Origin of the sequence: Paenarthrobacter sp. NPDC090522 (genome assembly GCF_044769225.1) — a bacterium.
Lineage (GTDB): Bacteria > Actinomycetota > Actinomycetes > Actinomycetales > Micrococcaceae > Arthrobacter.
In genome coordinates this window covers 1-18,773 of sequence record NZ_JBIVXL010000015.1, presented here as the reverse complement: position 1 = coordinate 18,773, position 18,773 = coordinate 1, and the positions used below count along the sequence as shown (strand labels likewise).

The window sequence follows — 18,773 nt, the reverse complement described above, 5'->3', positions numbered from 1 at the left end:
GCGCAAGTTACCTGCCGATAGTGCCATCCGTGGGAGAACAGGAAGATCGCGCGGCCGAACGCCAGCGCACTGTGGACGTCTATGACTTCCGCAGGCCCACAACCCTGCCCCGCCAGCACAGCCGTGTCCTGGAAGTGGCTTTCGAAACGTTCGCCCGGCAATGGGGCACCCAGCTCACGGCCAAGGTCCGGCTGAAATCCACGGCAACGCTGGAACAGTTGAGCATGCAGAGCTACGACGAGTACTCCGCATCCCTGCCGTCCGTGACCTCCATGGTGCTGTGCCGGATCCAGGACAGCGACTCCCGCCTGGTGATCCAGTTCCCGGCAACGGCGGCCTTGTCCTGGTTGAGCCGCATGCTGGGTGGCTCCGCGGACACGACCGTGCCCGAACGGAAGTTCACGCAAATCGAGCACGCCCTCGTCTCCCGCATGGTGGAGGAGGTCCTTGAGGACCTGAAGTACTCCCTGGGCAATCTCTTGACGCAGTCCGTGACCATGGACGGCATCCAGTACAACTCCCAGTTCGCCCAAGCGGCCGCACCGTCCGAGTTGATGATCGTGGCCGGCTTCAGCGTGAACGTCGGCGAGACCCAGTGCGCCGCCACCCTGGCCATCCCCGCGGACGTCCTCCTCACCAAGTTGGGCGACGTGAACCCCACCGTCCACAGCGTGGACAACGAGTCGTTGGTTCGGACCCAGCTCGCCCAGGTTCCAGTCGACGTCGCCATCCAGTTGACCCCCGCACAGGTGACTCCCGCGCAGATCCTGGAACTCGCCGTCGGCGATGTCCTGCCTCTTCCGCACCTGGAAAACCGGCCGTTCGACGTCACCATCAACGGCACCCGCCTGGCCACCGCCGCGGCCGCCAGGCACGGCTCACGCGCCGCCGCCGTCATTGTCACAACCGAGGAGCACCAGCGATGAGCATCACCCTGACCCTGCAGGAAGCGGCAGCCGAGCGACTGGCCCAGCACCTGCCGGCCTCGTCGCTGCTGACGGTGGCGGGGATTGTCCCCGCCGAAGCTGCAGCCCCTTATGCGTCCCCTGCGGTGACGGCGACGTTCGTCGGTGCGTCCACGGCGGACTTTGCGTTGCTGCTGGTGGACAATTCCTTCCTGGCCGCTGCCGGAGGTGCGGTTGCGAGTGCACAGTTCTCTGCAGGCGACGTCCTGCGTCCCGCCTTGGAACAGGCAGCGTCGGCGTTCGACGCCGGTGTGCTGGGGGAGTTGCGGGAGGCAGATGCCGCCGGGCTGCTGCAGGACCCCGCCACTGTGGTCTTTGAGTTGAGCGACGGGGGAGCCCCGTTCGGTTGGTTCGCCGTCCGCGTCCGGGATAACGACGCCGGTCCCTCCCGCGGCGCCCAGGACGCCGATGTCTCTGCCCGCCTGGGCCTCATCAGCAACGTGGAAATGGCCCTGACCGTGGAGATCGGCCGGACGCGGATGTCCGTGCGTGACGCCCTGGCGCTGGAGCCGGGCAAGGTGATTGAGCTTGACCGTTCGGCCGGTGCCCCTGCGGATGTCCTGCTCAACGGACGGCTGATCGCGCACGGCGAAGTTGTGGTGGTGGACCAGGACTATGCCGTACGCATCACCCGGATCCTGGACGGGGCAGAGGGAACGTTCTAGATGGATTCCTTCATCCTGGGACTTCGGGTGGTTGTTGCCCTCGGCGCCGTGCTTGCCGTGATCTGGCTGCTGCAGCGCCGCCTGGGCAAAGGCAAGGGCCGTCGCCGTGCCGATTCCACGCTGAGCGTCGTTAGCCGCCAAGCCCTGGGGCAGAAGGCTTCCGTGGTGGTGGTGGACGCCGGAGACAAGCGGTTCCTGCTGGGCGTCACAGAGCACAATGTCACGGTCCTGCACACCAGCGACGCTCCGGTGCTTGCTGCCGAGGTGGTGGAAGCCGCGCCGCAGAAGGTCATCGAGGAGCAAAGCTTCGCCCAATTGTTCCGGCAGGCGTCGGCGGAATCCGTACCCCGGACTGAGTTGGTCACGGGCCAGATTCCCGTGGTCCGGCGCCGGGCGGACCTGCACCGGCGGACACCGGCCCAGGCCCACCCGCTGCACGGTTCCATCCTTTCCGCTTCCACGTGGCGCCAGGCCTCCGATGCCTTCAGGGGACGCCGCAATTGATCCGTTCTGCTGGTTCCGGATTCCCGGTGCCACCTGCAACAGCCTTGCTTGCCGCGCCACCCCGCGCTGCCCGGCTGTGCTTCCTGGCGCTGTGGGCACTCCTGCTCACGGTGGCCTTGGTGTGGCTGGGCATGGCTGCGGCCCACGCTGCCCCCATTGATCCCACGGCCCCCACTCCACCCACCCCGCCGGCCACGCCGGAAGGCAGCGGTAACGTCAGCATCAACATCAACGGCCTGGACGGTGCACCGTCCTCGGCGGTGGTCACCCTCATTGGGATCACCTTGCTGTCCGTGGCTCCGGCCTTGCTGCTGATGATGACCTCGTTCACCAAGATCTTCGTGGTGCTGGCCATGACCCGTAACGCACTCTCGCTCCCGGCCATTCCGCCCAATCAGGTCCTCGCAGGCCTGGCCCTCTTCCTGTCCTTGTTCGTCATGTGGCCGGTGGTGTCTGACATCAATACGGTGGCGGTCCAGCCCTACTTGAACGGAGGACTGGACTTCAACGGAGCAATGTCCGCGGGGTGGACGCCGTTGCAGCACTTCATGCTGGCCCACACCCGGGAGGAGGACATTGCCCTCATGACCCGGGCGGCCAACATGGCGAACCCGGCCAACCCCGAAGCGGTCCCGCTGCAGACGCTGGTTCCGGCCTTCATGATTTCCGAACTCCGGGCCGCGTTCATCATCGGCTTCGTGATCTTCATTCCGTTCCTGGTGATCGACCTTGTGGTCTCGGCGGCGCTGATGTCCATGGGCATGATGATGCTTCCTCCGGTGATGATCTCGCTGCCCTTCAAGATCCTGCTGTTCGTGCTGGTTGACGGTTGGGGCTTGGTGATCACGTCCCTGATCCAGAGTTATGCGAGCGGCTGATGGATACCAACGCCGTCCTGGACATTTGCCTCCAGGCCATGATCGTGGCCGCCAAACTGGCCGCGCCCACGCTGGTCACCGCCCTGGTGGTTGGCCTGGCCATTTCGCTCCTGCAATCCATCACCCAGTTGCAGGAAGCCACGCTTTCCTTCGTCCCGAAGGCCGTTGCCGTGGCCATCGCTTTGGTGGTGTGCGGCCACTGGATGATCTCGGAAATGGTCACGTTCACCAACGAACTCTTCGCGCGCATCCCCGGACTGATCGGTGGCGCGTGAGGTGGACATCCCCATCAACCAGGAGTGGATCCAGGTCCTGCTGCTGGCCTCGGTCCGCATGACGGCCTTCCTGGTGGTGGCTCCGCCCTTTGCCCATCACGCGATTCCTGCCCGGATCAAGGCCATGCTCGGCATCGGCCTGGGCCTGGCTGTCTCGCAGCGCCTCTCCGCCGACGCCGTCCCCAAGGACACCGCGGGTTTCATCACGGCAGTGGTCTTGGAACTGGTTACCGGCCTGGTCCTCGGGTTCCTGGTGATGGCCGTGTTCGCCGCCATCCAATCCGCGGGCAGCCTGATCGACCTTTTCAGCGGTTTCCAGATGGCGCAGGCCTTCGACCCCCAGATGATGGTCAACGGCGCCCAGTTCACCAGGCTCCTGCAGATGGCTGCGCTCGCGCTGCTGTTCGCCTCGGACGGCTACCAATTGGTCATCGGCGGCCTCACGGGCAGCTTCAACGCGCTCCCGCTGGCCGGCGGCATCGACCTCAGCAAGCCGGTGGATGCCATGGTGGGGGCAATTACCGGGATGTTCATCTCCGCGGTCCAGATCGCGGGCCCGCTGCTGGTGGTCCTCGTGCTGGCCGACGTCGGACTTGGTCTCCTCACGCGCGTGGCTCCGGCATTGAACGCCTTCTCGCTCGGGTTCCCGCTGAAAATCTTCATCACGCTGGCCTTGGCGGGCTTCCTGTTCCTGGCGTTGCCTCGGCTGGTCGCGAGTTTGGCCGAGTTGGCCGCACGGACCGTGCTGGGGGTGGGGTAGTGGCGGATTCGCAGGAGAAAACCGAACAAGCCACGGACAAACGCATGCGGGAAGTCCGGCAGAAGGGCCAACTCTCCAGGTCGCAGGACCTCATGGCCTGGCTTGCGGTAGGCGGCGCTGCTGCGATGCTTCCAGCCACCATCGACCATGCGTCGAACGCCGCGGTGGACCAACTGTTCACGGTCAAGGGCGTCATGGCTGATCCCGACCCCGCCAAGGCCATTGCCGCGCTGGAGGCCGGGCTGGGTTCCCTCGGCGGAATCCTCGGCCCGCTGCTCCTGGTGGTTACTGTGGTGGTCCTGGCCGGCTCCGCGCTGCAGGGCGGAATCCGTTTCAAGAAGTTCCGCCCCGAGTTCGAGCATTTCAACCTGCTCGCCGGCTTCAAGCGCATGTTCGGTGCGCAGGCACTATGGGGAGGTGTCAAAGCGTTGCTGAAGACCGCCGTCGTGGGTCTTGTCCTGTACACCGTGATCCAGGGGCTGACGCCCGTGCTCCTGACCGCGGGCGGACTGCCCGTGGCGGGTGTGCTCGCGGCGGCCGCAGGCGGGATCGGTGCGCTCATCCAGTTCGCCGTGGTGGCCGGTCTCATCCTGGCCGCGGCCGACATTGTCGTGGTGATGCGCCGCAACCGGAAGAAGACCCGGATGTCCAAGAAGGAAGTCCAGGACGAGAACAAAAACACCGACGGCGACCCCCTGGTCAAGTCGCACCGGCGTTCACGCCAACTGAGCATGAGCCGCAACCGCATGATCGCCTCGATCGCGGACGCCGACGTCGTGCTGGTGAACCCGACGCACGTGGCAGTTGCGTTGAAGTACGACGCCGGTAAATCGGCGCCTCGCGTCGTGGCGAAGGGGGCCGGGGTCATTGCTGCCCGCATCAGGGAGGAAGCCGAGAGCAAGGGCGTGCCCATGGTGCAGGACATCCCCTTGGCACGTGCCCTGCATTCGGCCTGTGACCTGGGACAGGAGATCCCCGTGGAGCTGTACCGTTCCGTGGCCGCGGTCCTGGCCTTCGTGATGTCGCTCAAGAACCGCGGGACATCACGCGGAATCCATCGCATGAAGGAAGGTTTGCTGGCATGAACAACAAGTTCGCCCGGCTTTCAGTGCCGGTAGGGATCGTGGCCATCGTGCTGCTGTTGGTGGTTCCGCTGCCTGCGCCCTTGCTCGATTTCCTGATCGTGTGCAACATCCTGCTGGCACTCCTGATCCTGCTGACCAGCATGTTCGTGAAGAAGCCGTTGGACTTCTCCGTGTTCCCGTCCCTGTTGCTCGTGGCGACCCTGTTCCGCCTGGGCCTGAACGTGGCCTCCACCAGGCTGGTCCTGGGGCAGGGGTTCGCCGGCCAGGTCATCGAGGCCTTCGGCAAGGTGACGGTTGGCGGATCGTTGATCATCGGGGCCGTGGTGTTCCTGATCCTGGTGGTCATCCAGTTCGTGGTGGTCACCAAGGGTGCCGAACGCGTGGCCGAAGTGGGCGCCCGCTTCACCCTCGATGCCATGCCCGGCAAGCAGATGGCCATCGACGGCGACCTCAATGCCGGACTCATCACGGACGCCGAAGCCCGGAAGCGCCGCGCCGAGGTTTCCGCCGAGGCCGATTTCTACGGCGCCATGGACGGTGCGTCCAAGTTCGTCAAGGGCGACGCCATCGCGGGCATCATCATTATCATCATCAACTTCGTGGGCGGCATCGCGATCGGCGTGCTGCAGCGCGGCCAGGACGCTGTGGATGCCCTGAACACCTACGGTCTCCTGACCATGGGTGACGGCCTGGTCACCCAGATCCCCGCTCTGCTCATGGCGGTCTCCACGGGCATGATCGTCACCCGGTCCAACGCCGAGGAGGACATGGGCCGTACGGCGTCCTCGCAGCTGATGCAGTCGCCCAATGCACTGCTGATCGCGGGCCTTGCCGCGGCGAGCATGGCGGTCATTCCGGGCATGCCCATCCTGCCGTTCCTGCTGGTCGGTGCCCTCTTGGTGATCGCATCGCGGCGCGTGGCCGCCCAGCAGAAAGCAGCAGCGGCAGCGCAGGAAGCAGACAACGCTGCCGAGGCAGCCGAGGAAGACCCCAACGAGCGGCTCATGGAAGACATGCGCGTCCACCCCGTAGAGATCCTCCTGGCACCCGACCTCGTGGACATCGTCTCCGGAGCCTCCGACGACCTCCTCGCGAGGGTCCGGTCCCTGCGCCACAAGATCGCCATGGAACTGGGACTCGTGGTCCCACCCGTCCGGACGCGCGACGCCATGGACCTGCCACCCTCCACCTATGCCATCCGCATCGCCGGCGTCGAGGCCGGAAGGGGAGTGGCGCCGTCGGGCAAGCTCCTGGCCTTGGGCGAATTCCTGGACGCCCTCCCCGGGACGGCTACCGTGGAGCCGGTCTTCGGGTTGAACGGCAAATGGGTTCCCACCGAGATGCGGCACAGCGCCGAAATGACCGGTGCCACAGTCATCGATCGCGTGTCCGTGCTCGTCACGCATCTGTCCTCCATCATCAGTGCCAATGCCGCGAGGCTCCTTACCCGGGAGGATGTCCGCGTGCTCACCGAGGGGGTCCGCAAGCAAAGCCCGTCGGCCGTGGAGGAACTGACACCCGCGCTGCTCTCGCTCGCCGAAATCCAGCGGGTCCTCGAGGGCCTCCTGGACGAGCAGGTTCCCATCAACGATCTCCCGCGAATCTATGAAGCCCTGGCGCTGCGGGCCAAGGCATCCACCGATCCCGAGGCGCTGATCGAGTCGGCGCGCCACGCTTTGGGTCCCGTGCTGGCCACCAAGTACCTGGAAGGCTCTGTCCTTAACGTGATCATGATCGATCCTCTGCTGGAGCAGTCCATGTTGGAGGACATGCGCCCGGCGGAGGGCGGCACCCAGATCGTGATGGGCCAGGCCAAACTCGACGCCGTCCTGTCCTCCCTCAGGTCCGCAGTGGAGGGCGCCGCCGCCACCGGACGGCAGGCGGTCCTCGTCTGCGCTCCCGCCTTGCGTCCCGCGATCCGCCGCCTTGTAGGAGCTCCCGACGGCGGTGTCCCCGTCCTCTCGTACCGGGAAGTGACGTCGGCCAATATCAGGATCGAAACCGTGGGGGTGGTCCGCTTTGCAGAAGCGCTTCAAGCTTAGGGGCGCCTCGCTCGAAGCCATCCGCGAGAAGGCCCTCCAGCAGTACGGGCCCGGTGCGCGGATCGTCGCCGCCGAAAAAGTTACGAATCCGGGCATTGTTGGGCTGTTTGCGGCAGCACGTTTCGAGGCCACGGTGGAGGTGGGGGAGGCGCCTGCGGATTCGGCCGCTGTGCTTCGGCCGGCCTCGGTGCCTCTGCCTGTCGCCGTGCCTGGGTCGACCGTCGCGCCTGGGCCGGCTGCGGCGTCTGGGTCGGTTGCTGCGCCACTGCCTGCCGCTGGACCGGCCGATGCCCATGCGCTCCACGGTCCGGCCATTGCCGCGTTGCTTGAGCGTGCCGACGCCGCCGAACTCGAACTCCACAAGCCGGCGCCGGTCTCCACCGCAGCGCCCGATTTCGCGGGCCTCCTGGAGCAACTGGGCAAGGAGCTCGAGGCGGCTCCCGTAATCCCGGCTGCGCCTGCCGCGCTTCCGTCTGCCGTGCCCTCTCCTGCGGTGCCCGCGGGCGCCGGGGCCGTCCTGCCGCCGTCGGACGCTCCATCCGCCCCGGTGCCGCAGCCGCTCACCGGCGACGGCAACCTCATTGTCCTCCTGGGCCTGGGCGACGACGCTTTGGGGCCCGCGCTGGAGATGTCCATTGCCGCCGGCGGCTCCGATGTCCGGACAGCCGGCGAATTGAGCGCGTTCGGCCACCTGCACGTGCAGGGACGGCAAAGCGCGACGGCGGCCCGCGCCCAGGCGGTACTGACCGGCCAGAGCGTGGTGGTCGCTTTCGGGCTGGGCCGCGTGGGCGACGTACCCACGCAGGCTGCCCACATCGCGAGCCTGTCCGCCGACCAGCTCTGGGTGGTGGTCGATGCCAGGCGCAAGGCCGAGGACACCAGGGCCTGGGTTCAGGGGCTCCAGTCACTGCTTGCTGCCCCATCAACACTTCCGGCCGACGCGGCCGGGATTTCGGCGCTGGCCGTCATCGGAGCTTCGGAAACCGCCACGCCCGAAACCGTGGACGCCCTGGGCATCCCCGTGGGCTGGGTGGACGGCAAGCCCGCGAGCACGCCCGTCCTTGGAAAGGTACATTGAAGTCATGCTGGTACTGACGCGCAAGCCGGGCGAGAAGATCATGATCGGTGAGGACATTGTCATCACCGTCATGGAGGGCCGTGGCGACGGCGTGCGGATCGGAATCGAGGCACCCCGCGGCGTCTCCATTCAACGCAGCGAAGTGGTGGAGGCGATCGCTGCTGCCAACCTCGCCGCAACCCAGGCCGGGCCCGACGCCGAAGCGCTCCTGGCCAACCTCCGCCCCCCAACCCCCACCCAAGACTGACCCTCTCTCACCGAATCGCCGGTTTTCCCGGACGCTCTCTCACGGAGTCGCCGGTTTTCCCGGACGCTCTCTCATGGAGTCGCCGGTTTTCCCGGACGCTCTCTCATGGAGTCGCCGGTTTTTCCGGGCGCTCTCTCACGAAGCTTCAATTCAGGCCGAGGAAATCCCGCAAAGACCGAAGCGAGGTGCCCTTCACAGCGTCCAAAGCACGCTGGATGTTGGCTTGGTGGGCCAGGACCGAAAGGTCATCGGCGTCGGCGGCGTTGGCGGTAGGGCCCCTCAGCAATGCCGAAATATTGTCCTTGGCCGCTGCGTCAATCGACGACAACAGCGTAATCATGGCCTGAAGATGCTCGTCCAAGAGCTCTGCCCAAACCCCCGAGGGCGCAATTTCCATCAGAGCCGGCAAAGTTGATTTATCAGGTGCCTTCCATTCGGCGGCCGCTGACGAGGCTTCGACACTCCGGGCCAGTGATTCAAAACGAAGCTTTTCGAGCACTTTTTCCAGTTCGGCCGCAGTGATGTTGAGGCGATGCCAACTCCCGGCGCGAAGGTGCAGAAGCTGGGTTTCGAGCAGGAAAAGCAGGAAATCCAGTTGTCTTCGTTCCCGCCAAAGCGTCGCTGACAGCTCATCCGCCCCCACGGTGCCCCCATCTCTTTTAACCCGTGGAAACAACGTTTCAGCAGGGTTTTGAATTTGTTGTGTCGAGCGTACACGCAGAGTCGTTTTCAGGTGATATGTTCTCTGAACACGTACCTGAAACGAAGTCCCTCATCGTCGCCGTGATTGGTCTCTAGGCGCCGACCGGAATTTGCGGTCAAAGGTTATGGCAACTCAATAATCCGGTCTCATGGGGGGACTCAAATTTGAATCGCGAACAGCGCAACGAGCTGGTGTTGCAGCACCTTCCGCTCGTTGGTTACCTGGTCTCTGACCTTTGTGCGCGCGCATCTCATTTGTCGCGCGATGATTTTGCTTCCGTAGGCTCCCTGGCGCTCATTACTTCGGCTGATTCATTTGACCCGGACCTTGGTGTTCCCTTCGGGGCATTCGCACGTCGTCGAATCATCGGGGCGTTCGCTGACGAGATGCGCGCGGGGGACTGGGCCACCCGCTCCGCCCGCAAGCGGATCAAGGAGACCCTGGCAATCCAGGAGACGCTCACCGGTGTTTTGGGTCGCGGCCCCAGCGTTGCCGAGATGGCATCGGCGTTGGGCGTGGAGCGGAGCTACGTTGAGGCGGCACTGGCAGACGCCGCCCGCACCTTGACGTCGCTGGATGAGGTAGTGGTGGACACGGTTGCGTCAGTGACGCCGTCCCCGGAGAACTCCGTCTTGGCCGACGAACGCATCAAGTACCTTCGCGCGGCCGTGGATGCCTTGCCGGAGAAGATGCGCTTTGTCATCCAGGAGATTTACCTTTCAGGCCGCTCAGTTAAGGAACTCGCGGAGGAACTGGGGTCCACCCACGCAGCTGTGTCCCAGCAGCGCGCCGAGGGCATCCGCCTCATGCGGGACGGACTGGCCGCGCATTATGCCGACAACCCGGAGCGGGCTTTCGAGCCGGAGTCCCGCATCACGGCTCGTCGCCGGAACGACTATCTCTCGGCGTTGGCTACCGCCACCACCGGCGGCATCACGCGGACCCTGGGCCTCGGCCCGACGCTAAACCAGGCAGTCTGAACGCCAACAGCCCGGGCCGCTGGTGCGGCCCGGGCTGCTTCGTCCGGGACTCCGTATGAATCCCTGTGAGTCTTGTGAATCCTGGGGGCAGACCCACCTACTGCGCCTTCGGTACCTGGCGAAGTACGACGGCGGCAAGCACTGCCGCTCCTGCCATCAGTACCAGCCCAATCGCCGCAGTGATGTGGACACCCGATTCGAAGGCAACCCGCGCGGCCTCGGTCAACGCTTCCGACAGGGGCGCCGGGAGTGCCGAGGCGGCGTCCACTGCTCCGGCCAGCGTCTCCCCGGACTTGCCCGCAGCCTCCGAAGATACGCCGTCCGGAATGACGAGGTTGTGCTGGTAAGAAGCCGTGAGGATGGACCCGAGCACGGCCGTGCCCAGCAGGGATCCGAGTTCGTACCCGGTTTCCGAGATGGCCGAGGCCGCCCCTGACTTGTCGGCCGGCACGGAGGCCAGGATGAGGTCGTTGGAGATGGTTTCCGCGGCGCCCACACCAACGGCCAGCACGGTCAATGCGGAGAGCAGGAACACGGGACCGGTTCCGTGGTCTCCCGCCATGGCCACGAAATAGCCCACGGCGCTGAGCGTCAGCCCACCGGCTACCACGAATCCCGGGCGGATCCGCTTCACCAGCGGGACCACCAGGAGACCGGCCACCACTGTTGCCAGAAGCGCTGGAATCATGGCGATTCCGGCTTCCATGGGTGACTGTCCTTCGATCAATTGCAGGTGCTGGGCGAAGAAGTAGATGAACCCAGTCATGGAGAACAAGGACAACACGTTGGCCACAATGGCCGTGCTGAACACCTTGTTGTGGAACAGGCGGACGTCCAGCATGGGGCTGGAGAGTTGCTGCTGCCTGCGCACAAACAACACGCCCATCACCAAGCCGAACGCCATGAAGGCAGCCGCGGATGCTCCGAATCCATGCACGGCGAGTTCTTTGATCCCGTAGACAAAGGGCGCCATGGTGAGCACGGACAGGACGATGCTGGGTACGTCCACGCGGCCCGGGTTGGCATCCTTGGACTCAGGGATGAGCACCCGGCCGAAGGCGAGCAGCGGCAGGAGGAGGAAGGCCGCCACGAGGAACACGGCGCCCCACCAGAAGTGCTCCACGAGCCAGCCACCGAAGATCGGGCCGAGCGCGGCGCCGCCGGAGAAACCCGCAGCCCAGACGGCAATAGCAAGCCGGCGACGGTTGGGGTCGGTGAAGATGTTCCGGATCAGGGACAGGGTGGAGGGCATCAGCATGGCGCCGAAGACACCAAGTGCGGCGCGACCGGCAATCAGCCACTCCGCGGAAGGCGCGAACGCCGTGGCAGCCGAAACCGCCGCGAAGCCTGTGCTGCCGATCAGGAGCAGCCGCCGTCGTCCGATCCGGTCGCCGAAGTTGCCCATGGACACCAGCAGTGCGGCCAGTACCAGCGGGTAGGCGTCCACGATCCAGAGGAGCTGGATGCCGCCGACTTCCAGTGAGCGGGCGATTTCCGGCAGGGCGAAGGTGAGCGCGGTGTTGTCGACGGCCACCAGGAGCACCGGGAACATCAGCAGTGCCAGGGCCGTCCAGTCGCGCCACGGTGCGGTCTTGCCCGGAACCGGGCGCACGGAGGAACGGGGAGCGTGGGTTGAGGACGGCGAGAACATGACCTTTACTGTACCGTCCAGACGGTACAGTTTCAAATAGAACAAGACCACGCTTTAGGGAATGATGGATCCATGCCGCGAAAACCAATAGCCCGGGACGCCGTCCTGGACGCCTTTGAAGCACTCCTGATCGAAGTGGGGGAGCGTGCTGCCACCCTCGACGCCGTGGCCAAGCGCGCAGGCGTCTCAAAGGGCGGCTTGCTCTATCACTTCCCCAACAAGGAGTCGCTCATCAGTGCCCTCCTGGAGCGCCTGGATGACTTGGCCAAGGAAGATACCGAACAGATGCAGGCGGCGCCCGACGGCGCAGCGGCCTACTTCATCCGCTCCTCGCTCTGGGCCGGAACACCCATGGACCGGGCGTTCGTTGCGGCAACCAGGTTGGCCGAGGTGGCCCACGAGGAGACTCGCCGCCGGTTCGCGGCCATTCAACAGCGCTGGCTTGACGTCCTTGCCGACGACGTTGGCCCGGAGGTTGCCAAGGCGGTCAGCTACATGGGAGACGGCCTGTATTTCAACGCGATGTTCGAGGGCGGGCAGGAAGCCGGCGGCGCCGGGCGGGAGGCCGACGTCGAGGTCCTCCTCGCGGTCCTGGACCGCCTGCGGAAGTAGCGGACGTTCCATTTGCCGCCGCGCTGCAGGCATAGGACAATTAACAACTGTGGTGTGCCTTCCTTGGCACGCCGCCTACAACTGCATAAAGCCTTTGATCTGCGGCGGGAGAGTCCTGCAGTACGAGATGCAGGCGCCGTAGGAGCAAATCCTCCCCAGGAATCTCTCAGGCCCATGCACCGCCGCGGATAGGCAACTCTGGAAAGCAGCAGGCAGTCCGGCCGGATTGTTGTGCTCACCGACGGTGCAAGCGGGTGGCTGTGCGGACAGCATCACGCGGAAACTCTCAGGTCCAATACAGAGCGGGGAGGAACCCGAGCCACTGCGGCGTACCCAAACGCCGCCCAAGTAATGGAGTTCCTTCGTGACGGTTAGTTCAGCCTCCACCACCTTCGTCGACCGGCATATCGGTGCCCGCCGCCAGTCCGACATTGACACCATGCTCAAGTCTGTCGGTTACGACTCCGTGGATTCCCTCGTGGACACCGCGGTTCCCAACGACATCCGCCAGGACATTGCCCTGACCCTGCAGAACGCCCTTTCGGAGGTGGAGGTCCTCGCGGAACTGCGCAAGCTCGCCTCCAAGAACAAGACGGCCGTCCAGATGATCGGCCAGGGCTATTTCGACACCGTCACACCGCCGGTGATCCGCCGCAACATCCTCGAATCCCCGGCTTGGTACACCGCATACACGCCCTACCAGCCGGAAATTTCCCAAGGCCGCCTCGAAGCGCTGCTGAACTTCCAGACCATGGTCCAGGACCTCGTTGGCCTCCCGATCGCCAACGCCTCGCTGCTGGACGAAGCCACCGCCGTGGCCGAAGCCGTGCTGATGATGCGCCGCGCCAACAAGAACAAGGCGGCCCAGGATGGCAAGACCGTCCTGGACGCCGACTGCCTTCCGCAGACCATCGCGATCGTCAAGGGCCGCGCTGAAGCGCTTGGTTTTGACGTTGAGGTTGCGGACCTCGCCAACGGCCTCCCGGAAGGCGTCATCAACGGCGTCGTCCTGCAGCAGCCTGGCGTTTCGGGCCGGGTCTTTGACCACTCCGCCGCGATCGCCGAGGCCAAAGAACGGGGCGCCCTGGTCACCGTCGCTGCAGACCTTCTTTCCCTCACCCTCATCACCCCTCCGGGCGAGCAGGGTGCCGATATCGCCGTCGGCTCCGCCCAGCGCTTGGGCGTCCCGTTGTTCTTCGGCGGCCCGCACGCCGCCTACATGGCCGTTCAGAAGGGGCTCGAGCGTTCCATGCCCGGCCGCCTGGTGGGCGTTTCAAAGGACGACGCCGGTGTTCCCGCCTACCGCTTGGCGCTGCAGACCCGTGAGCAGCACATCCGCCGCGAAAAGGCCACGTCCAACATCTGCACCGCACAGGCACTCCTGGCGATCGTCGCCTCGATGTACGCGGTCTACCACGGCCCCGAAGGCCTGAAGGCGATCGCCGAGACCGCACACCACCACGCCCGCACCCTTGCCGCCTCGCTGAAGGCTGCCGGCGTCGAGGTCCTGCACGGTTCCTTCTTCGACACCATCACGGTCCGTGTCCCGGGTCGCGCTGCCTCGCTTATGGCTGCCGCTGAAGAGCGCGGCATTAACCTGCGCGGCATCGACGCTGACACGGTCGGCATTTCTGTGGACGAAACAACCACGACGGCGGTTGTCGCCGACGTCGCAGCCGTCTTCGGTGCCTCCGTGGTTGAGTCCGCTGAGGGCTTCGCGCTTGAAGCTTCCGTTGAACGCTCCAGCGAATACCTGCAGCACCCGGTGTTCAACACGCACCGCTCCGAAACCCAGCTCCTGCGCTACATCCGCAAGCTCTCCGACCGCGACCTCGCGCTGGACCGCACCATGATCCCGCTGGGTTCGTGCACCATGAAGCTCAACGCCACGGCTGAGATGGAAGCCATTTCCTGGCCGGAGTTCGCCTCCATCCACCCGTTCGCCCCGGATTCCCAGACCGCTGGCTGGCGCGAGCTGATCACCGACCTCGAGGCACAGCTGACCGAAATTACCGGTTACGACCAAGTCTCCATCCAGCCCAACGCCGGTTCCCAGGGCGAGCTGGCCGGCCTGCTCGCGATCCGCGGCTACCACCACTCCCGCGGCGACCAGCAGCGCAACGTCTGCCTGATCCCGGCTTCGGCCCACGGCACCAACGCTGCCTCGGCCGTGCTCGCAGGCATGAAGGTCGTTGTGGTCGCTACCGCCTCAGACGGCACCATCGACCACGACGACCTCAAGGCCAAGATCGAGGCCAACCGCGACGTGCTCTCGGCCATCATGATCACCTACCCGTCCACCCACGGTGTCTACGACGCCGATGTGCGCGAGGTGTGCGACGCGATCCACGAAGCCGGCGGCCAGGTGTACATCGACGGCGCCAACCTCAACGCGCTCGTTGGGCTGGCCCAGCCGGGCAAGTTCGGCGGAGACGTGTCCCACCTGAACCTGCACAAGACCTTCTGCATCCCGCACGGCGGCGGCGGACCCGGTGTTGGCCCGGTCGCAGCCAAGGCACACCTGGCGCCGTTCATGCCGGGCGACGCCACGTCCTGGACCGAAGGCAACGACGTTCCGATCTCGGCATCCCGCTTTGGCTCCGCTGGCGTGCTGCCCATTTCCTGGGCCTACGTGAAGCTCATGGGCGGCCAGGGACTCACCGAAGCCACCAAGTCCGCCTTGTTGGCCGCGAACTACATCGCTTCCCGCCTCAACGAGCACTTCCCGGTTCTCTACACCGGTGAAGGCGGACTTGTAGCGCACGAGTGCATCCTGGACCTCCGCGAGCTGACGGCGAAGACCGGCGTCACGGCTGAGGATGTGGCCAAGCGCCTCATCGACTTCGGCTTCCACGCACCCACGTTGGCTTTCCCTGTTGCGGGCACGCTCATGGTGGAGCCCACCGAGTCCGAGGACCTCGTGGAGATCGACCGCTTCATTGAAGCCATGATCACCATCCGGGCCGAGATCGAGCAGGTTGCTGCCGGGGACTTCTCCGTGCAGGATTCCCCGCTCCGCCGCGCACCCCACACGGCAGCCGCCGTCGTGAGCTCCGACTGGGACCGTGCCTACCCGCGTGAGCAGGCCGCCTTCCCGGTCCACCACCTCAAGCAGAACAAGTACTTCCCGCCCGTCGGCCGGATTGACGGTGCTGCGGGTGACCGCAACCTGGTGTGCTCCTGCCCGCCGATCGAAGACTTCGAGAACTAAGGACTGGTCATGACTGGGAAATACACAGCCCTCTACGAAGAGCACAAGAAGCTCGGCGCCTCCTTCACCGACTTCGGTGGCTGGCAGATGCCGCTCAAGTACACCTCAGAACTGGCTGAGCACCACGCCGTGCGGAAGTCCGCCGGCCTGTTCGACCTCTCCCACATGGGCGAAGTCTGGGTTACTGGTCCGGACGCGGGCGCCTTCCTGGACTACGCGCTGGTGGGCAAGCTGTCCGCGATTGCCGACGGTAAGGCCAAGTACTCGCTGATCTGCCAGGAAGACGGCGGAATCATCGACGACCTCATTGTCTACCGCCGCGGTCCCGAAAAGTTCCTGGTGGTACCCAACGCCGGAAACGCTCCCGTTGTTGCTGCCGCGCTCCTGGTGCGTGCGGCCGGGTTCGACGTCGTGGTTGAGGACGCCTCCTCTGAAACCTCCCTCATCGCGGTTCAGGGACCCCTCGCCGAAGCCGTCCTCCTGCGACTGGTCCCGGCGGAGCAGCACGCGCTCGTCACGGAACTGAAGTACTACGCCGCGGTTGACGTGACCTTCCTGGTAGCCGGCAGCGGCCAGGACCTGCTCCTGGCCCGTACCGGATACACCGGCGAAGACGGCTTCGAGATCTTTGTGCCCAACGAATCTGCCGCAGCCCTGTGGCAGGCCATTTCCGCGGTTGCCGAAGAGGGCGAGTTGGTTCCAGCAGGCCTCGCTTCCCGCGACTCACTGCGCCTCGAAGCAGGCATGCCCCTCTACGGCAACGAACTCTCCCGGGAAGGCAACCCCTTTGCCGCTGGGCTTGGACCCGTGGTGGCACTGTCCAAGGAAGGCGACTTTGTTGGCAAGGAAGCCCTCGCTGCTTTGAAAGCATCCGGGGCCGGGGCCTCCACTGGTCGCAAGCTCGTTGGCCTCAAAGGCCTGGGACGCCGTGCCGGCCGTTCGCACTACCCGGTCCTGAAAGACGGCGTGGTCGTGGGCGAAGTAACCTCTGGCCAGCCAAGCCCGACGCTCGGGTACCCCGTGGTTCTTGCCTACGTCGACGTGGCCCTTGCTGAGCCGGGGACTGCCCTGGATGTGGACCTCCGCGGCAAGGCTGAGCCGTTCGAAGTAGTCGCACTGCCGTTCTACAAGCGCCAGAAGTAAGCCGTTTGCTGTCCGACGGGTCGCCTTTGGCCCGTCGGCTCCGGCATCCTCCGCGGGCTCGGTCGCCTAGGCGCCCGCTGGGCGGACGCGAGGCTCCCTTGGACGCCCGCTTCCGGATACCGGACCCGAAGGGGCCCGTTCCTGGTCACCGCGCCCCGGCCACAGATTTGTCCATACAACGTTAGGAAACAGAATGCCCAAAGTAGCGCCTGAACTTCAGTACTCCGACGAGCACGAGTGGGTTTTGCGTGGGGAGGGGAACTCGGTATCTGTTGGCATCTCCGAGGTTGCCACGGATGCGCTCGGTGACATCGTGTACGTCGACCTGCCCGAGGTCGGTTCGACGGTGACTGCAGGCGAGACCTGTGGCGAAGTCGAGTCCACCAAGTCCGTCTCGGACCTGTACTCTCCGGTCACCGGCGAGGTCACGGAGATCAACGATGCCGTAGTGTCCGATCCCGCCCTCATCAACAACGACCCCTACGGCGAAGGCTGGCTGTTCAAGGTCGCCGCCGAGTCCGACGGCCCGCTGCTCTCGGCTGTGGAGTACGCCTCCAAGAATGGTGGGGACCTGGCGTAGGTCCTGTCTGTCCCGATGGGTTCGGCATCCTCCGCGTGCTCGGTCGCGTAAACGCCCGCTGAGCGGACGTGACGCTCCCTTGGACGCACGCTTCCGGATGCCGAACCCATAGGGGCCATCGGCCATCTATGGTCGTGTCGTCCCGGCGATTCGTGGGCTCGCTGCGGAGTGTGCCGGTCGTACGGCATGTTTGGCAGCGATGCCCCGATGGGTTCGGCATCCTCCGCGTGCTCGGTCGCGAAAACGCCCGCTGAGCGGACGTGACGCTCCCTTGGACGCACGCTTCCGGACGCCGAACGCATAGGGGCCACCCATGATCGTGTCGTCCCGCCGATTCGTGGGCTTGCTGCGGAGGGTGCCGTGCGAACGGCATGTTTGGCAGCGATGCCCCGTATCGGGTCGAGGCCCTTCCGGCCGCATTGTGCCACGTGAACCCGTGCCGCCGGGGCCGCAGAGGATGCCAGACTCAGCGCGCCACCACGCGCCTACTGGCGTAGCGTGGACTGTAATAACTGAATGAACTTGCGACGCCGGGTTGCCGCCTAAGGGGGCCACCCGGCGTCGTGCTTCGGTCGCCTGCCGTCACGAGCGGAGGAGGCCATCCGGCAGGACCATCTGCCGGACCGTTTTCAAGCTGTCAAAGGGATCCCGGCCATGGCTGTTGGTGTTTTCGATTTGTTCTCTGTGGGTATTGGTCCGTCGAGTTCGCATACGGTGGGTCCGATGCGTGCTGGGGCGGTGTTTGCCCGGGAGTTGGTTGAGTCGGGTGTGTTGTCTGCTGTGGCGGGGTTGCGGGTTGATTTGTATGGTTCGTTGGCGGCGACGGGTAAGGGGCACGGGACGTTCACGGCGGTGTTGCTGGGGTTGGAGGGGTTCGAGCCGGAGTTGATCCTTCCTGATGAGGTGGAGGAGCGGTTGGCGGCGATCGCTGAGACCGGTGTGTTGAACCTGGCTGGTGCTGTTGGCGGCTCCGGGGCGGGCGGTGGTGTCCGTTTGTCGTATGGCGTGGGGGACATGGTGCTTCATCCGTTGACCGTGTTGCCGCGGCATACGAACGGGATGCGGTTCGCCGTGACCGATGCCGAGGGGAATGTCCTCAAGGAAGTGACGTTCTTCTCGGTGGGCGGCGGGTTCATTGTGCGTGAGGGCGAGGAGGGCGCGGCTCAGGCGGAGTTGGAGGAGTCCAAGGCTGAGTTGCCGTTGCCGTTCCGGACGGCGGCGGAGTTGTTGGGCCGGTGCCAGTCCAAGGGGTTGGGGATCAGTGACATCATGCTGATCAACGAGCGGGCGTCCCGGTCCGAGGGGGAGATCCGGGAGGGGCTGCTTCATATCTGGGCGGTGATGGAGGCCTGCGTCGAAACCAGTTTGAAGCGTGAGGGTGTGTTGCCCGGCGG

General features: G+C 65.2%; 18 protein-coding genes and 1 riboswitch. Of the genes, 16 read left to right on the top strand and 2 right to left on the bottom strand.

Annotated elements, in window-relative coordinates:
* The first annotated feature begins 29 nt into the window (after window positions 1–29).
* From ACIQT2_RS17835 to ACIQT2_RS17790, 10 genes are all read left to right on the top strand, one after another.
* Window positions 30–926 carry a flagellar motor switch protein FliM gene (locus tag ACIQT2_RS17835; protein ID WP_402949028.1) on the top strand — a complete coding sequence of 299 codons (897 nt, stop codon included), beginning with the start codon at window positions 30–32 and terminating at the stop codon, window positions 924–926.
* Window positions 923–1,630, top strand: coding sequence for a flagellar motor switch protein FliN (fliN, locus tag ACIQT2_RS17830; protein ID WP_402949025.1), 708 nt, complete (start codon window positions 923–925; stop codon window positions 1,628–1,630). The genes ACIQT2_RS17835 and fliN overlap by 4 nt, the downstream gene beginning before the upstream one ends.
* Window positions 1,631–2,134, top strand: coding sequence for a flagellar biosynthetic protein FliO (fliO, locus tag ACIQT2_RS17825; protein ID WP_400333967.1), 504 nt, complete (start codon window positions 1,631–1,633; stop codon window positions 2,132–2,134).
* A gap of 131 nt (window positions 2,135–2,265) precedes the next feature.
* Window positions 2,266–3,012, top strand: coding sequence for a flagellar type III secretion system pore protein FliP (gene fliP, locus ACIQT2_RS17820; RefSeq protein WP_402949284.1), 747 nt, complete (start codon window positions 2,266–2,268; stop codon window positions 3,010–3,012).
* Window positions 3,012–3,287 (top strand): flagellar biosynthesis protein FliQ, encoded by a 276-nt coding sequence (gene fliQ / locus ACIQT2_RS17815; protein WP_397323185.1) that lies wholly within the window; start codon window positions 3,012–3,014, stop codon window positions 3,285–3,287. The genes fliP and fliQ overlap by 1 nt, the downstream gene beginning before the upstream one ends.
* Before the next feature lies 1 nt (window position 3,288).
* Window positions 3,289–4,047, top strand: a complete 759-nt coding sequence (locus ACIQT2_RS17810) for a flagellar biosynthetic protein FliR (RefSeq protein WP_402949020.1) — start codon at window positions 3,289–3,291, stop codon at window positions 4,045–4,047.
* On the top strand, window positions 4,047–5,132 hold the full coding sequence (locus tag ACIQT2_RS17805) for a flagellar biosynthesis protein FlhB (protein WP_402949018.1): 1,086 nt from the start codon (window positions 4,047–4,049) through the stop codon (window positions 5,130–5,132). Before ACIQT2_RS17810 ends, ACIQT2_RS17805 begins: the two co-directional genes overlap by 1 nt.
* The gene (locus ACIQT2_RS17800; protein WP_402949015.1) at window positions 5,129–7,174 is read left to right on the top strand and encodes a flagellar biosynthesis protein FlhA; all 2,046 of its coding nucleotides are present in this window, start codon (window positions 5,129–5,131) and stop codon (window positions 7,172–7,174) included. The genes ACIQT2_RS17805 and ACIQT2_RS17800 overlap by 4 nt, the downstream gene beginning before the upstream one ends.
* Window positions 7,152–8,252: a hypothetical protein gene (locus ACIQT2_RS17795; RefSeq protein ID WP_402949012.1), complete on the top strand. Its 1,101-nt coding sequence runs from the start codon at window positions 7,152–7,154 to the stop codon at window positions 8,250–8,252. Before ACIQT2_RS17800 ends, ACIQT2_RS17795 begins: the two co-directional genes overlap by 23 nt.
* A gap of 4 nt (window positions 8,253–8,256) precedes the next feature.
* Entirely contained in the window at window positions 8,257–8,499 is a 243-nt protein-coding gene (locus ACIQT2_RS17790) for a carbon storage regulator (RefSeq protein ID WP_400333978.1), read from the top strand.
* Between the two features lie 145 nt (window positions 8,500–8,644).
* On the opposite strand, the gene ACIQT2_RS17785 is transcribed toward ACIQT2_RS17790, so the two are convergent.
* On the bottom strand, window positions 8,645–9,142 hold the full coding sequence (locus ACIQT2_RS17785) for a flagellar protein FlgN (protein ID WP_400333981.1): 498 nt from the start codon (window positions 9,140–9,142) through the stop codon (window positions 8,645–8,647).
* 224 nt (window positions 9,143–9,366) lie between these two features.
* On the opposite strand from ACIQT2_RS17785, the gene ACIQT2_RS17780 reads away from it, so the two are divergent.
* Entirely contained in the window at window positions 9,367–10,182 is an 816-nt protein-coding gene (locus tag ACIQT2_RS17780) for a sigma-70 family RNA polymerase sigma factor (RefSeq protein ID WP_402949008.1), read from the top strand.
* 97 nt (window positions 10,183–10,279) lie between these two features.
* Here the strand turns inward: ACIQT2_RS17780 and ACIQT2_RS17775 are convergent, their stop codons facing one another.
* Window positions 10,280–11,833, bottom strand: coding sequence for an MFS transporter (locus ACIQT2_RS17775; protein WP_402949006.1), 1,554 nt, complete (start codon window positions 11,831–11,833; stop codon window positions 10,280–10,282).
* A gap of 72 nt (window positions 11,834–11,905) precedes the next feature.
* Between ACIQT2_RS17775 and ACIQT2_RS17770 the strand changes: the two genes are divergently transcribed.
* From ACIQT2_RS17770 to ACIQT2_RS17750, 5 genes are all read left to right on the top strand, one after another.
* A complete protein-coding gene (locus ACIQT2_RS17770) occupies window positions 11,906–12,445 on the top strand; it encodes a TetR/AcrR family transcriptional regulator (protein WP_402949004.1) in 540 nt (179 codons plus the stop codon).
* A 95-nt stretch (window positions 12,446–12,540) separates the two neighbouring features.
* Window positions 12,541–12,637, top strand: a riboswitch (glycine riboswitch).
* Window positions 12,638–12,809: 172 nt separating this feature from the next.
* Window positions 12,810–15,656, top strand: a complete 2,847-nt coding sequence (gcvP, locus tag ACIQT2_RS17765; protein ID WP_402949001.1) for an aminomethyl-transferring glycine dehydrogenase — start codon at window positions 12,810–12,812, stop codon at window positions 15,654–15,656.
* Window positions 15,657–15,665: 9 nt separating this feature from the next.
* On the top strand, window positions 15,666–16,799 hold the full coding sequence (gcvT, locus tag ACIQT2_RS17760; RefSeq protein WP_402948999.1) for a glycine cleavage system aminomethyltransferase GcvT: 1,134 nt from the start codon (window positions 15,666–15,668) through the stop codon (window positions 16,797–16,799).
* 193 nt (window positions 16,800–16,992) lie between these two features.
* Window positions 16,993–17,379, top strand: coding sequence for a glycine cleavage system protein GcvH (gene gcvH, locus ACIQT2_RS17755; protein ID WP_400333997.1), 387 nt, complete (start codon window positions 16,993–16,995; stop codon window positions 17,377–17,379).
* Between the two features lie 654 nt (window positions 17,380–18,033).
* The coding region (locus tag ACIQT2_RS17750) for a serine dehydratase beta chain (RefSeq protein WP_402948996.1) at window positions 18,034–18,773 on the top strand (740 nt) is incomplete at its 3' end.